This is a genomic window from Micromonospora sp. NPDC127501, from assembly GCF_040302185.1.
In the GTDB taxonomy this organism is placed as follows: domain Bacteria; phylum Actinomycetota; class Actinomycetes; order Mycobacteriales; family Micromonosporaceae; genus Micromonospora.
In genome coordinates this window covers 66,462-79,839 of sequence record NZ_JBEORJ010000016.1, presented here as the reverse complement: position 1 = coordinate 79,839, position 13,378 = coordinate 66,462, and the positions used below count along the sequence as shown (strand labels likewise).

The 13,378-nt window shown below is 72.4% G+C and carries 14 protein-coding genes and 1 pseudogene; 8 read left to right on the top strand and 7 right to left on the bottom strand.

From position 1 onward, the window contains the following. Positions 1-106: 106 nt before the first annotated feature. From lon to ABTW72_RS29255, 3 genes are all read right to left on the bottom strand, one after another. A complete protein-coding gene (gene lon, locus ABTW72_RS29265; RefSeq protein ID WP_350864172.1) occupies positions 107-2,437 on the bottom strand; it encodes an endopeptidase La in 2,331 nt (776 codons plus the stop codon). A gap of 136 nt (positions 2,438-2,573) precedes the next feature. Continuing rightward, positions 2,574-3,443, bottom strand: a complete 870-nt coding sequence (locus ABTW72_RS29260; RefSeq protein WP_350864169.1) for a manganese catalase — start codon at positions 3,441-3,443, stop codon at positions 2,574-2,576. Positions 3,444-3,527: 84 nt separating this feature from the next. Continuing rightward, positions 3,528-4,259 (bottom strand): sensor histidine kinase, encoded by a 732-nt coding sequence (locus ABTW72_RS29255; protein ID WP_350864167.1) that lies wholly within the window; start codon positions 4,257-4,259, stop codon positions 3,528-3,530. A gap of 83 nt (positions 4,260-4,342) precedes the next feature. On the opposite strand from ABTW72_RS29255, the gene ABTW72_RS29250 reads away from it, so the two are divergent. After that, the gene (locus tag ABTW72_RS29250) at positions 4,343-4,966 is read left to right on the top strand and encodes a response regulator (RefSeq protein ID WP_350864165.1); all 624 of its coding nucleotides are present in this window, start codon (positions 4,343-4,345) and stop codon (positions 4,964-4,966) included. Between the two features lie 144 nt (positions 4,967-5,110). Beyond that, positions 5,111-5,458, top strand: a complete 348-nt coding sequence (locus ABTW72_RS29245; protein WP_091397759.1) for a histone-like nucleoid-structuring protein Lsr2 — start codon at positions 5,111-5,113, stop codon at positions 5,456-5,458. 125 nt (positions 5,459-5,583) lie between these two features. Here the strand turns inward: ABTW72_RS29245 and ABTW72_RS29240 are convergent, their stop codons facing one another. Both ABTW72_RS29240 and ABTW72_RS29235 read right to left on the bottom strand, forming a co-directional pair. Further along, positions 5,584-6,873, bottom strand: coding sequence for a hypothetical protein (locus ABTW72_RS29240; protein WP_350864162.1), 1,290 nt, complete (start codon positions 6,871-6,873; stop codon positions 5,584-5,586). Positions 6,874-7,168: 295 nt separating this feature from the next. Beyond that, positions 7,169-8,041: a PDDEXK family nuclease gene (locus ABTW72_RS29235; RefSeq protein ID WP_350864160.1), complete on the bottom strand. Its 873-nt coding sequence runs from the start codon at positions 8,039-8,041 to the stop codon at positions 7,169-7,171. 164 nt (positions 8,042-8,205) lie between these two features. On the opposite strand from ABTW72_RS29235, the gene ABTW72_RS29230 reads away from it, so the two are divergent. The 5 genes and pseudogenes from ABTW72_RS29230 (at position 8,206) to ABTW72_RS29210 (ending at position 10,634) form a co-directional block, all read left to right on the top strand. After that, positions 8,206-8,397 carry a hypothetical protein gene (locus ABTW72_RS29230; protein ID WP_350864158.1) on the top strand — a complete coding sequence of 64 codons (192 nt, stop codon included), beginning with the start codon at positions 8,206-8,208 and terminating at the stop codon, positions 8,395-8,397. Beyond that, the gene (locus ABTW72_RS29225; RefSeq protein ID WP_350864156.1) at positions 8,394-8,774 is read left to right on the top strand and encodes an Asp23/Gls24 family envelope stress response protein; all 381 of its coding nucleotides are present in this window, start codon (positions 8,394-8,396) and stop codon (positions 8,772-8,774) included. The genes ABTW72_RS29230 and ABTW72_RS29225 overlap by 4 nt, the downstream gene beginning before the upstream one ends. Position 8,775: 1 nt before the next feature. Beyond that, complete coding sequence (locus tag ABTW72_RS29220) at positions 8,776-9,297, top strand: DUF6286 domain-containing protein (RefSeq protein WP_350864154.1); 522 nt, start codon at positions 8,776-8,778, stop codon at positions 9,295-9,297. Continuing rightward, positions 9,294-9,854: a hypothetical protein gene (locus tag ABTW72_RS29215; protein ID WP_350864152.1), complete on the top strand. Its 561-nt coding sequence runs from the start codon at positions 9,294-9,296 to the stop codon at positions 9,852-9,854. Before ABTW72_RS29220 ends, ABTW72_RS29215 begins: the two co-directional genes overlap by 4 nt. A gap of 55 nt (positions 9,855-9,909) precedes the next feature. Then, positions 9,910-10,634 (top strand): annotated as a pseudogene (locus tag ABTW72_RS29210) (helical backbone metal receptor). Between the two features lie 60 nt (positions 10,635-10,694). On the opposite strand, the gene ABTW72_RS29205 reads toward ABTW72_RS29210, so the two are convergent. Beyond that, complete coding sequence (locus ABTW72_RS29205) at positions 10,695-11,651, bottom strand: TerC/Alx family metal homeostasis membrane protein (RefSeq protein ID WP_502892264.1); 957 nt, start codon at positions 11,649-11,651, stop codon at positions 10,695-10,697. 177 nt (positions 11,652-11,828) lie between these two features. Further along, entirely contained in the window at positions 11,829-12,515 is a 687-nt protein-coding gene (locus ABTW72_RS29200; RefSeq protein ID WP_350864148.1) for a CBS domain-containing protein, read from the bottom strand. A gap of 190 nt (positions 12,516-12,705) precedes the next feature. Between ABTW72_RS29200 and ABTW72_RS29195 the strand changes: the two genes are divergently transcribed. Then, the gene (locus tag ABTW72_RS29195) at positions 12,706-13,263 is read left to right on the top strand and encodes a hypothetical protein (RefSeq protein WP_350864146.1); all 558 of its coding nucleotides are present in this window, start codon (positions 12,706-12,708) and stop codon (positions 13,261-13,263) included. Positions 13,264-13,378: the final 115 nt, after the last annotated feature.

The following is a 13,378-nucleotide window of genomic DNA, read 5'->3' as shown; positions in this document are numbered from 1 at the left end:
GCGGCGGAGAGGTTGTTGACGGTGCAGACGAGACAGTAGACCGTCCCCCGCGTACCGAAAGGGCCCCCGCCGTCGGAAGACGGCGGGGGCCCGGATGGTCGGAGCGTCAGACCGCGAAGAGCGCCGGACCGTCCAGCGTCTTCACATCGGCCGGGCGCAGCGCCAGGGCGAGCACGTCGGCCACGTCGGCCAGGGTGTGCACGGTCAGCGCCTCGCGCACCTCGGTCGGCAGGTCGTCCAGGTCGGGCTCGTTGCGCGCCGGGATGATCACCTCGGTGAGGCCGGCCCGGTGCGCGGCGAGCAGCTTCTGCTTCACCCCACCGATCGGCAGCACCCGACCGGAGAGCGTCACCTCACCGGTCATCCCGAACTCGGGGCGGACCGGGCGACCGGTGACCAGCGACGCCAGGGCCGTGACCATGGTGATGCCGGCGCTCGGGCCGTCCTTGGGCACCGCGCCCGCCGGGAAGTGGACGTGGATCCGGCGTCCCGCGAGAGCGTTCGGGTCGATGCCGAACCGCCGCCCGTTGGAGCGCAGGTAGGAGAGCGCGATCTGCGCCGACTCCTTCATCACGTCACCGAGCTGGCCGGTCAGGGTCAGCCCCGGCTCGCCCTCCATGCTGGTCGCCTCGATGAAGAGCACGTCCCCACCGGCGCCCGTGACGGCCAGACCGGTGGCCACGCCGGGCACGGCGGTGCGCTCGGCCGATTCCGGGGTGAACTTCGGCCGACCCAGGTAACCGGTGAGGTTGTCGGTGCCCACCCGTGCCGGCGTCGGATCCGTCGCCAGCGTCACCGCCACCTTGCGCAGGATCTTGGCCAGGGCCCGCTCGAGCTGCCGGACGCCGGCCTCCCGGGTGTACTCCCCCGCGATCAGCGCGAGAGCCTCATCGGCGACGCTGACCTCGTCGACGGTCAGCCCGGCCCGCTCCCGCTGCCGGGGCAGCAGGTGGTCCCGGGCGATGGAGACCTTCTCGTCCTCGGTGTACCCGTCCAGGGTGACCAGCTCCATCCGGTCCAGCAGGGGGCCGGGGATGGACTCCACCACGTTGGCGGTGGCCAGGAAGAGCACGTCGGACAGGTCGAGGTCGACCTCCAGGTAGTGATCCCGGAAGGTGTGGTTCTGGGCCGGGTCGAGCACCTCCAGCAGGGCGGCGGCCGGGTCACCGGCGTAGCCGGCGGCCAGCTTGTCCACCTCGTCGAGGAGCACGACCGGGTTCATCGAACCGGCCTCGCGCAGCGCGCGGACGATCCGACCGGGCAACGCCCCCACATAGGTGCGCCGGTGCCCGCGGATCTCCGCCTCGTCGCGAACGCCGCCGAGCGAGACCCGGACGAAGTTACGCCCGAGCGCCCGCGCCACGGACTCGCCGAGGCTGGTCTTGCCCACCCCGGGAGGACCGGCGAGGGCGAGCACCGCGCCGGAGCCGCGACCGCCGACCACACCGAGGTTGCGCTCGGCACGCCGGTTGCGCACCGCCAGGTACTCCAGGATGCGGTCCTTCACGTCGGACAGGCCGGCGTGGTCGGCGTCGAGCACCGCCCGGGCCGCGGCCAGGTCGGTGTTGTCCTCGGTACGCGTGCCCCACGGCATCTCGAGCACGGTGTCCAGCCAGGTACGGATCCAGCCCGCCTCCGGGGAGGCGTCGCTGGCCCGCTCCAGCTTGCCGACCTCACGCATGGCCGCCTCGCGTACCTTCTCCGGCAGCTCGGCGGACTCGACGCGGGACCGGTAGTCGGCGGAGCCGTCCGGCTCGTCCTCGCCCAGCTCCTTGCGGATCGCGGCGAGCTGCTGGCGCAGCAGGAACTCGCGCTGGGACTTCTCCAGCCCCTCGCGGACGTCACTGTTGATCTGCTCGGTGACCTCCTGCTCGGCCAGGTAGTCCTTCACCCAGCCGACCAGCAGCTCCAGCCGGGCGGTGACGTCCGGCGCGGCGAGCAGCTCGGTCTTCTGCTCCAGCGTCAGCCAGGGCGCGTACCCGGCCGAGTCGGCCAGCTCGGAGAGGTCGGTCATCCGCTCCACCGCGTCGATGACCTGCCAGGCGCCCCGCTGCTGGAGCACGGAGGTCACCAGGGCGCGGTACTCGCGGGCGAGTTCCCGGGCCCGACCGGCGTAGGCGGGTTCGTCGAGTTCGGTCGCCTCGACCCAGAGGGCGGCACCGGGGCCGGGCACGCCGGAGCCGATCCGGGCCCGGGACAGGCCACGGATGACGGCGGCGGGCTCACCCTCGGGCAGCCGGCCGACCTTCTCGATGGTGGCGACCACGCCCACCGGGCCGTACTCGCCGTCGATGCGCGGCACGGCCAGCAGCTTGCGGTCGCCGGTCGCACGCGCCGCGTCGATCGCGGCCTGGGTGGTGGGGTCGAGGGTCACCGGGATGACCATGCCGGGCAGCAGTACGGCGTCGGTCAGGGGAAGTACCGGAAGAGTTGCCATCGAACACCTCGCGTTGAGTTGAGCGTGTCTCACTCAAGTAACAAAGCGTTCCCCTTGTTCCGATCTGTGACCCAGACCACTCTTCCGGTCGGTCCGTCGGGTCGCCCGGGACCGGCGGGCGACCCGACGAGGCACCTCAGGTGAGCTTGCTCTTCACCGTGTTCACGACCGAGCCGGCCACCCCCGGGTTGGTGCCGTACAGGCGAGGGTCACCCGGAGGCAGCACCGGCTCCGGCGCGTTCGCCCGTGGGTTGTCGTCGTACCGGAACTCGCCCTTGCCGTCCGGCGAGGGACCAGACGCCCAGCGCCCCTGAGCGGCGTCGGTGCCCGAGGAGAAACCCAGGTAGGTGTAGCCGTACTCCTCGGTGAACTCGCCCGAGTCCGGGAAGGCCTCCGGCACCGGCATGTCCTCCAGCCCGTCCTCCTTGAGCTGCTCGATCGCCGCCAGCCACATGTTCTGGTGCATCGTGTCGCGGGCCAGCAGGAAGCGCAGCATCTGCTTGACGCCCGGGTCGTCGGTCATGTGGAACAACCGGGCGACCTGGAGCCGACCCTGCGCCTCGGCGGTGACGTTGAGCTGGAAATCGGCCAACAGGTTGCCGCTGGCGGTGATGAACGCGCCGTTCCAGGGCACCCCGTTGGAGTCGGCGGGCAGGGCGCCGCCGCCGCCGTGGATGAAGTGCGCCGGGTTCTCACCGGCGTACGTCGCGGCACCTCCGGGGTCCTCCGCGATCCCCTCGGTCAGCGACAGCGGCGCGTTGTCCAACAGCCGGGTGATCATCGTGACGATCATCTCGACGTGGCCCATCTCCTCCGTGCCGACGTCGAGCAGCAGGTCCTTGTACTTGCCGGGCAGTCGGCAGTTCCAACCCTGGAACAGATACTGGTTGGCGACCGTCATCTCGCCCCACTTGCCGCCCAACACCTCCTGCAAACGGCGGGCGAACGCCGCGTCCGGGCCGTCCGGCTTGGCTTCGAACTGCAGATCCTTGACGTGGCTGAACATCCAACCTCCTCGGTACCGGTAAACAGGTAGCGAGGCCGTTCCCGCCCCGATGACCCGAGCGGGCCAACCGATGTCCCGCCCGGGTCAACGCACCGGGCGAGCCATCGGCAGCAACACCTCCAGCGCCACTCCACGGGGCTGTAGCCGGTGCGCCCGCAACGCTCCCCCGTCCGTCGCGACGAGCTGTCGCGCTATCCACAGGCCCAGACCGGACATCCCGACGGCCGGCGCCGGACGCCGCAGCGCGACTAGCAGCGCATCGTCGACCCGGCCCTCGTCGGTGACCAGGATGCTCAGGCTGGAGCCACGCACTGTGGCGTAGAGCCCGACCTGTCCGTCCGGCGGCCCGTGCCGCAACGCGTTCTGCACCAGGTTGACCAGTACCTGTCGGGTTCGTCCGGCCGGCACCGGGCAGGAGGCCGCCCGCCGGGTGGCCCGCGCCCGCCGACGGCCGACCGGCACCAGCGCGGCCGCCTCCCGCAGGATGCCCGCCAGCGCGACGGCCGGCTCCGGCTGCGGAGTCGGCGTCAGCACGCCGGTGCCGGCGGTCGCGTCGCGCAGCAGGCTCTGCAGGTGGGCGGCCTGGTCGCGGGCCAGCTCAGTGATCGCCCGCCGGTCGTCCCCGGTCAGCTCGCGACGCTCGTCGGCCAGCGCGCGGGTCAGCGACGTCAGGGTGCTGATCGGCGTACGGAACTCGTGGCACAACACCCGCAGCAGCAACTCCGAATCCGCCGCCGTCGGCCGTCTCTCGCCGGGTGTCGGCTCGATGGGGCGCAACCCTCGCAGCAGGTCCCGCAAACCATGCCGTACACGCATCCACCCGACTCCTCTCGTTCGGTGCGAACCCGCATGATCGGTACCCGCTGGGGAACGGCGCAGACATGCCGGGAGCCTCCACCTTGCGACTCGTCGTCGTGGACGATCACCCCCTTTTCGTCCGCGGCCTGGAGTTACTGCTCCCGATCACCACCAACGGCCGCGCCGAGGTGGTCGCCTCGACCGGCGACGCCGCCGCGGCGGCGGCCCTGGTCAGCAACCACTGCCCCGACCTGGCCCTGGTCGACCTGCACATGCCGCCCCCCGGCGGCATCCGGGCGGTGGCCGCGATCCGGCGGACCACCCCACGGGTACGGGTGGTCGCGATGTCCGGTTCCGCCGAGCCCGGGCCAGCGGTCGACGCGCTGCGAGCCGGCGCCGAGGGGTTCCTGCCCAAGACCAGCGAACCGGAGGAGCTGCTGCCCCCGCTGCTGGCCATCCTCGACGGCTGGGCGGTGCTGCCGGCCGAACTGTTGCGCGCCATACTGCGGCCCACGCGCTCCACGCCCGTCGACCTGGACGGCGAGGAACGGCGGCTGCTGCGGGCGATCGCCGCCGGCCGCAGCACCGTCGACATCGCCGAAGAACTGCACGTCTCCGAACGGACGGTGAAACGGATGACCGCCGCGTTGCTGCGTAAGTTGCGGGTCTCGAACCGGGCCGAGGCGGCCGCCCTCGCCGGTCACAGCGGCATCCTCGGGGAATGAAGCCTCGGCACCGAACCGATTCACGGTTTTGCTCGGTAACGGAATCGCGACGCGCCGAATGAATGGAAGGCATATTGTTGCGGATTACCGGGGTGATAGGTCAGACTTTGGACACATCCCGCCGCACACAGGGAGTAATCGGCAATGGCGAGAAAAGTAATCACGGTCCTGACCGACGACCTCGACGGTGGGAAGGCCGACCGGACGGTTGAGTTCAGTCTCGACGGCGTGGCCTACACGATCGATGTCTCCGACGAGAATGCCGGCGTCCTGCGCAAGGCGCTCGATCCGTACATCAATGCGGGTCGGCGGATCGGGCGCGGTCCGGTGGAGAGCACCCGTTCAGTCCGCCGACCGGGGCGACCCGCCGGCGCGGGAATGGATCGGGAGCAGAACCGGGCCATCCGGGAATGGGCCGTCAAGAACGGCTACAAGATTTCCGAGCGGGGCCGGATCCCGGTTGAGGTCGTCGAGGCGTACAAGAGCCGCTGACGCGACTCGACGGGGCCCCGCCGGAAACGGCGGGGCCCCGTCGTTTGTCCGGGCACCGGAAACGAAGCGGCGGCCGGCCACCCCGGGTTGTCGCCCCGGGTGGCCGGCCGCCGTTGTACGTCAGCTCAGTTGACGTCGATGCGCACCGAGTCGAAGGCGGGGGTCTGGTTGGCCCGCTCCATCATCGGCAGGCGGTGCGAGCCGTCACCGGCCCAGACGGAGCACTGGGCGGTACCGGACTCCGGCAGGCCCGGAATCTGGATCGTCACCTCGTCGGGTTGGGCACCACCGCGGCCGTCCTCGGTCGCGACGAAGAACGCGGGCACCTCCTGCGGCTCCGGCGGAGCGGTCAGGCTGTCCAGCATCCGGCAGGCGGTGTGGAAGTGACCGCGGACCAGGCCCTGGTCGTTGAGGAGCGAGCTCTCCACGTAGTAGCCACCCTGACCGGCGGCCAGGAAGCGGTCCCGGACCAGGTTGCGGGTGCTGACCCGCAGGGTGAAGGGCTGGTTCTGGCCGACCTGCTCGGGGAACTGGGTGATCAGCAGCGACGGGTTGTTGGCCGCCGCACCGACCTCACCGAACTCGGTGCTCACGCAGCGGTTGCCGTTCTGGAAACCGTCGTGCGGCTGGAGCCGGCTCTCGTCGCAGTCGTTGGCGAGCACGCCGAGCCCGGCGCCGGGCTCGGTGCCACCGCCGTTGTTCCCGCCACCGTTGTTCCCGCCACCGTTGTTACCACCGCCGTTGTTGCCGCCACCGGGGGTGGTGGTGGGCGTGCTGCCGCCGCCGTTGTTGCCGCCCGTGCCGCCGGTGGGCTGCACCTGGCACTCGGCGAGCTGCGCGAGGCCCTGCGGCCGGGGACCGACCCGGTCGATGGCGGTCGTGATCCGGTCCAGCACGGCGCGGCGCTTGCCGGCCAACGGCTGGAGGATCGCGCTACGGATGAACGCCTCACCCTTGTTGCCCTCAGCGGCGAGGCGGCGGTCCGCCTCGGCGATCTGGGTCTGCAACTGGGCGAGGTTGCGGTCCACCTCGGCCCGCGCCCGGTTCGGCACCTGCGGCAGTTTGGCCGCCACATCCGGACAGGCGATGGCCGTACCGGTGCCCACCGTGCCGTCCTTGCCGTCCTCGCACTCGGGGACCGACTGCTGTCCGTCACCCCAGTGATTACGCACCCACCGACCGTTCTGCCAGGTCCGGCTGGTCGAGCCGCCGCCGGTCGGCGCGGTCGCGCCCGGGCTCGGCTCCACGCACTGCCCGGCAGCCGGACGTGGCTTATTTGTCCGCCGGTCCTGGGCCGACGAAATCTGAGTCACGGCGACAACTCCGCCGAAGACCGCGAGCGTGCCGACAACTGCCAGCAGACGCTTGCTCCGCGCGTTGCCGGAAGGCCGGCGCGCCCGAGTGGACCTGCGCATCGAATTGCTCTCCTTCTCGATCCGGTAGTGGATTTCTGCCCTCGGCGGACCGACGGATGTGTGAGGTGGCACGCCGCGGTGGCGACCCACCGTGACCTACCCGGTAATGCGTCGATGGCCGACGATGCCCTTTCCGCACCGTCTCCCGCGCCCGTGGACGCGGATGGGGAGATCCTGTTCATTCGCGCAGGAGTACGGGGCGGCGGCCGGGAAGGTTCAACAGACGTACAGGAAATTGCCGCGACCCGACACGGAGCCGGTGCGGAGCAGGGATCAGCAGGTGAAACGGCGCTGGTCAGTCGGCGCAGAGGTGGTCGAAGGCGAAACCGCCGACCAGTTCGTGACGGCGCTGGCTCAGCGCGGCGATCCGGGCGGTCCACTCGGCGCGCGGCAGCAGGTCGGCCACGGCGTTCTCCCGCAGTCGTTCCCCCACGGCGACGGCGGCGAGATCCTCGGCCAGCCGGGCCGCGTCGATGCCGCAGGAGAAACGGTGTTCGGTCACCGAGACCTGCTCGATGAGGCACGCGTCGGGGCGTACCTGCACCCAGCTCCACCCCTGCGCCGGCCCGTCCACCCAGTGGACGTGCAGTCCTCGTACGATCGGGTCGGCCACCTGCCCGGCCACGTACGCCTCGACCGCCGCCGCGCGGGTCAGCGCGCCGAGGTCGTTGACCGGCCCCGTACGCCCGTCCGGCAGCCGGCCCAGGATGTCGCGGAAGCCCGGTGCCGGTTCGGTCCCGGCGGCGGTGGCCCCGCCCGCGGCGTAGGCGCGCGCGTCGATCACGTACTCGACCAGGCGGCGGCCATGCTCGGCGGCGCTCAACGTGGGCGAACCGATCCGCAGAACGGGCAGGCCGGCGGCCGCGCTCACCGCGTCCGTGAGTCGCTCCACGCGCTGCTCCGCAGAGCCGGGAGACGGCACCGGGCCGATCTGCACGGCGACGACCGCACGGCCGGTGTCGGCGGCGTAGACCACGAAGTCGAAGCTGGCGCGGCTCGCCGAGGTCCACTGGCTGCCAGTGACACCGGGTGGGCGGCCCTGGACCAGATCAGTGAGCCGGCGTGCCGCCAGGACCCGGTGGCCGGCGCGGTTGAGCAGCGCGTCACGTCCCGCCTCGGCGGGCATCGCCCGCAGCCAACCGCGGCCGCCGCTCCCGATGCTCGTCATCTGCCTGATCCATCCGCCGGTCGGTCGAGCCGGGCCGAGTCTAGGTGGTCGATCATGGGCCACCGGCTTCCGATGTGACGCGGATCACAGTAGCGCCGACGTTCCAGGAATGGCCGCCGGGTGTATCCAGCGACCGCCGGTACCGGACCGGCCCGGAGGTGACCATGTCGCGACAGCAGTTCGGCTTCCTCGCCGGGTTCCTCGCCGTGGCGGTCTGGGCGCTCGCCGGCGCCGGCGTGGCCGCCCTGGCCGTGCTCGCCGGCCTGCTCGGTTGGCTGGTCGTCCGGGTGCTCGACGGCGACCTCGCGGTGACCGGGCTCGGCGACCGCCGCGCCGACGCTCGGCGGCGCCAATGACCACCCGCCCGTCTGCGGGGCCGAACCCCGGCACCGGACTGGCCGCCGGGACGACCGGTCCCGAGCGCCGCCCGAGCGACACGGCGGACGTCGCGCGGATCGCGGTGCAGGCGGCCAGCCTCGTGCCGGGCGTGTCCGTCGTCCGCCCGGCGGCGGTCCGCCTGGATGACCAGTCCGTCGGACTCGACCTGCACCTCATCACCTGGTACGGGCACAGCGTGCCGACGATCGCCGAGACGGTCCGGGCGGTGGTCACCGAGCAGGTGGCCGCCCAGACCGGGCTCAGCGTGGCGGTGGTGACCGTCACCGTGGACGACCTGCTCGTTCCCGGCGTCGACTCCTCCGGCGTCGGCACCGCCACACCGGAGGACGGCTGAGATGCGCACCGCCAACCGGGTCGCCTCGATGCTGCTGGCCACCGCTCTGCTACTCGGTGGCGCCGCGGCGGCCGTCCAGGCGTTGCTGCTCACCCTGCACCGACCGACACCGCTGGACACCAGCGGTTGGCTCGACGCGCTGAGCGGCACCCGGTGGCGCGACCCCGCCGTCCGGGCCGTGGCCGGCGGAGCTCTCCTGCTGGGCCTGGCCATCCTCGTCGCCCAGCTGCGCCGCTGGACGCCGGTCCGCCTGTGCGCCGACGAGCGCGACGGCTGGTACCTGCACCGGCGCTGTGTGGAACGGCGGCTCGCTGACGCCGCCAGCGCGGTGCCGGGCGTGCGCCGCGCCCGGGTCCGGGTCCGGCGGCGCGGCGGCCAGTGGCGCCCCCGGGTCCGCGCGACCGGTGACCCGGCGGCCCGGGCGGAGATCGAGTTCGCCGTGCACCAGGAGTTGCGCCACCTCACCGCACCCCGCCCCGCCCGGATCGACGTCCGGCTGCTGCCCCGGCGACGGCCGGCGTGACCAACGCCGGGCACCGACTGCTGTGGACCATCATCGCGCTGCTGCTGGTCGCGGGCGGCGCGGCGGCGCTGACGGCCAGCCTCGGCACGTTGCCCGGCGCTGACCCGGCGGCGGTGCTTCTCAGCGCCGACCTGGTCGACCAGTGGCGGAGGGCCGCGCCGTGGAGCACCCTGGCCGCGGCCGTCGCCGGAGCGCTGTTCGCGCTGGCCGGGCAACGCCTGCTGACCCGGGAGCTGCGGGGCCCGGACGGCAGGCTGCGCGGCACCCTGAGCCACCCCGGACGTCGGCCGGGCCGGACCCGGCTGGCCACCGACGTTCTCGCCGACGCGCTGGCCCGCGACCTGACCGGCAACCCCGGGGTACGCCGGGCCCGGGTGGTGCTCACCGGCGCGCCACCGCACCCCGACGTGTGGATCCGGGTGGACCTCACCGCCGACGCGCCGACCGCCGGTGTACGCGAGCACGTTCGCGCCGCGGTCCGCCGATTCGCGGCGACCACCGACTGCCAGCCCGCGCACCTCGACGTGACCGCCCGCATCGAGCCCGGCCACCCCTGACCCGACGCCAACCCGCGGGGCATGATCGGTGTCGGCGGCGAACGGAGGTACGCGGGTGCGGGTGGTGTCGCTGGTGCCGTCCCTGACCGAGGCGGTGGCGCTGACCCTGCCGGGAGCGCTGGTCGGGGCCACCGACTGGTGCAGCCACCCGCCGGGCTCGACGTTGCCCGGGTCGGCGGCAGCAAGTACCCCGATCTGGACCGGGTGCGCGCGCTGCGTCCGGACGTGGTGCTGCTGAACGTCGAGGAGAACCGCCGGGCCGACGCGGAGGCGCTACGGGCGGCCGGCGTACCGGTGCGGGTCACCTATCCGCGGACCGTTCCCGGCGCGTTGACCGAGCTGGGCGACCTGCTCACCGAACTGGGTACGCCGACGGAGCCGGCCTGGCTGCGGTCCGCCCGGCGGGCGTGGGCCACACCACCCCGGCTGACGACGGCCCGCCGCGCGGTGGTGCCGGTCTGGCGTCGGCCGTGGGTGGTGCTCGGCGGCGACACGTTCGCCGGTGACGTGCTGCGCCGCCTCGGCGTGGTCAACGCCTACGACGAGCACCCCGAGCGCTATCCCCGCCCGACCCTCACCGAACTACGCGAACGAGAACCCGACCTGGTGGTGCTGCCCGACGAGCCGTACCGGTTCACCGCCGACGACGGGCCGGAGGCGTTCCCCGGCGTACCGTGTGCCCTGCTCTCCGGGCGGCACCTCACCTGGTACGGCCCGTCCCTGGCCGAGGCGCCCGCGCTGCTCGCCGACCAGCTGTCCCAGCCGGTGCTGGCCGGCTGACCCCGGCCGCCGCCCGGCGGTCGGGATGCGGCCCGGCGCCTCAGCCAGCGGCCCGGCGCCTCAGCCGTCGGTTCGGCGGCGGGCGGCCAGGGTGCTGGCGCCGATGGAGACCGTCAGGGTCAGCAGCACCACGGCCAGGGTCAACCAGACCGGCAGCTTGCCCACCGGCGTCTCGGCGAGAATCAGCTTGAGCCCGGCGAAGGCCAGTAGCAGCGCCAACCCGTACCGCAGGTAGCCGAAGTGGCGCAACAGGCCGGCGAGGCAGAAGTAGAGGCTGCGCAGACCCAGGACGGCGAACGCGGTGGCCGTCCAGACCAGGAAGGTGTTTGTGGTGATGGCAAGGATCGCCGCCACCGAGTCGATGGCGAAGACCACGTCGGTGGCCTCGATGGCGACGAGCGCGACCAGCAGCAACGTCGCCACCCGTCGACCGGCCACCCGGGCGGTGAACCGGTCGCCGTGGTAGCGGGCGTCAGTGGGCACCAGCCGCCGGAACAGCCGGACCACGACGTTGCGTTCGGGGTCGACGTCCGGCTTTCCGCGTACGGCCAGCCGCCAGCCGGTCCAGATCAGGAACGCGCCCAGCACGAACCCGGCCCAGGCGAGCCGGTCCAGCAACTCGGCACCGGCGAAGATGAACAGCAACCGGAAGACGAGTGCCCCCACGACACCCCAGAACAGCACCTTGTGCTGGTAGCCCGGCGGCACCTGGAAGTAGCCGAAGAGCAGCGCGAAGACGAACACGTTGTCGACCGAGAGCGCCTTCTCCAGCAGGTAGCCGGAGAAGTACGCGATGGCCGGGTCACCGCCGAGGCCCCACCAGACGACCAACCCGAACAGCAGACCCGCGCCGATCCAGACGGCGCTCCACAGCAGCGCCTCGCGGAGCTCGATGACGTGGTTGTCCCGGTGCAGGAGCACATCCACGGCGAGCATCACCGCGATCACCGCGCCGACCGCCGCCCAGGCCCAGAGCGGGACCGCGACCGTCGCCTCAGCCACCGGCGCCCTCCGCATCGACCACCGCGCACCGCCGTCACCAGGCCGACCGGCCTGTTCCGAGCCTAGGTGAGCGCCCGACCCGACATCGGGCGGTCCGGCGAAGTCGGGTCGGGCGTCAGGACGGCGATCCGGCGGCGAACAGCGGCCGGCGTCGGTGGCTCAGGCTCCGCGCCGGGCGGGGGCAGCCCGCCCTCAGGCGACCGGCATCACCTGACCGAGGTCGACAACCGTGTCGTCGGCGTCGTAGGCGATCGCGTTGGTGACCCGTACGACGCCACTGACCTGCCCCGCGAGTCGTCCGGCGAGGTCGACGGCGGAGCGGCGGTCCAGTCGACCGGCCAGGGTCACATCACCGTGGCGGACCTCGACCGTGACCAGTCCGTCCTGCACGGCGAGCACCCGCCGAAGCACCTCCTGCACCACGTCCTCACGAATCTCGGCGTCCGAGCGCAGGTGCACCCGCAGCAGGTCGGCACGACTGACGATGCCGATCAGCCGGCCGAGGTCGTCCAGCACCGGAAGGCGCTTGACCTGCTCGCGGTCCATCAGCCGGGCGGCGGCGGACAGCGGAGCCTCCGGGTTCGTGGTGACCGCCGGTGCGGTCATCAGGTCGCCGGCCAGCAGCGCCGCGCTCTTGGCCCGGGCAACGCGCCGGCGGCTCTCGAAGACTCGTCGCAGCGCCGGCTCACCGGCGCGCTCGATCCGGTGCAGCAGGTCGGCCTCGGACACCACCCCCAGCACCCGACGAAAGTCGTCGATCACCGGCACCGCGCTGACGCCGCGGCGCAACAGCACGTCGACCACCTCCCGGTACGGGGTCTCGGCCAGCACGGTCTCGACCTCCCGGGTCATCACGTCACCCACCTGCCAGGTCCTCATCACGGCCTCCCTCTCGTGGTCCATCTCGGACGCTACGTCCGGGCGCCGACCGTCGGCAGGGCCACCGGGCCGGGTCCTGAGGGGGTCGAACGTCCCGGGCCGTTGCGGTCTGTCGGCCCTGCCGTGCAGAACGCCGTGGGCGTCCACTGGAGATGCCACCGGGAAGCGCGGTGCGAAGCTGAGAAGGGACGTGGAGACCATGACCGCGACGATCGAGCAGGCCACCGCCGAGAACACCGCCGCCAAGGCCGGCACCGCTCACGAGCGGGCCGTCCGGTACATCCTGGCCGGCACCCGGCTGGCACTGGGCTGGATCTTCCTCTGGGCCTTCATCGACAAGATGTTCGGCCTCGGAATGGCCACCGAATCGAAGAACGCCTGGATCAACGGGGGCAGCCCCACCAAGGGATTCCTGACCTTCGGCGTGACCGGCCCGTTCAAGGATCTCTACGCCGGGATCGCCGGTGCCGCCTGGGCGGACTGGCTCTTCATGGCCGGCCTGGCCGGGATCGGTGCCGCCCTGCTGCTCGGCATCGGCATGCGGGTCGCCGCCGTCGCCGGTGGGCTGCTGTTGGTCATGATGTGGACCGCCGTCCTGCCTCCGGAGAACAACCCCTTCATGGACGACCACCTGATCTACGCGGCGGTGCTGGCGGTCCTGGCGCTGGTCAACGCCGGCGACACCTGGGGCCTCGGCCGGGTGTGGGCGGCACTGCCGATCGTCCGGCGGACGCCCTGGCTCCGGTGAACCACCGCACACCCCCTCACGGCGGGCGTCACCAGCACCGGTGACGCCCGCCGAGTCGTCGTCCCACCGCCCGGGCCCGGAGCGCCGCCGGGACCGTCGGTGCACGACCGGCGGA

Coding starts and splice junctions, on each gene's coding strand:
- ABTW72_RS29230 (WP_350864158.1), top strand. CDS start 8,206: ATGTCGCGACAGCAGTTCGGCTTCCTCGCCGGGTTCCTCGCCGTGGCG.
- ABTW72_RS29225 (WP_350864156.1), top strand. CDS start 8,394: ATGACCACCCGCCCGTCTGCGGGGCCGAACCCCGGCACCGGACTGGCC.
- ABTW72_RS29255 (WP_350864167.1), bottom strand. CDS start 4,259: ATGCGTGTACGGCATGGTTTGCGGGACCTGCTGCGAGGGTTGCGCCCC.
- ABTW72_RS29260 (WP_350864169.1), bottom strand. CDS start 3,443: ATGTTCAGCCACGTCAAGGATCTGCAGTTCGAAGCCAAGCCGGACGGC.
- ABTW72_RS29235 (WP_350864160.1), bottom strand. CDS start 8,041: ATGACGAGCATCGGGAGCGGCGGCCGCGGTTGGCTGCGGGCGATGCCC.
- ABTW72_RS29245 (WP_091397759.1), top strand. CDS start 5,111: ATGGCGAGAAAAGTAATCACGGTCCTGACCGACGACCTCGACGGTGGG.
- ABTW72_RS29240 (WP_350864162.1), bottom strand. CDS start 6,873: ATGCGCAGGTCCACTCGGGCGCGCCGGCCTTCCGGCAACGCGCGGAGC.
- ABTW72_RS29220 (WP_350864154.1), top strand. CDS start 8,776: ATGCGCACCGCCAACCGGGTCGCCTCGATGCTGCTGGCCACCGCTCTG.
- ABTW72_RS29205 (WP_502892264.1), bottom strand. CDS start 11,651: ATGCGGAGGGCGCCGGTGGCTGAGGCGACGGTCGCGGTCCCGCTCTGG.
- lon (WP_350864172.1), bottom strand. CDS start 2,437: ATGGCAACTCTTCCGGTACTTCCCCTGACCGACGCCGTACTGCTGCCC.
- ABTW72_RS29200 (WP_350864148.1), bottom strand. CDS start 12,515: ATGAGGACCTGGCAGGTGGGTGACGTGATGACCCGGGAGGTCGAGACC.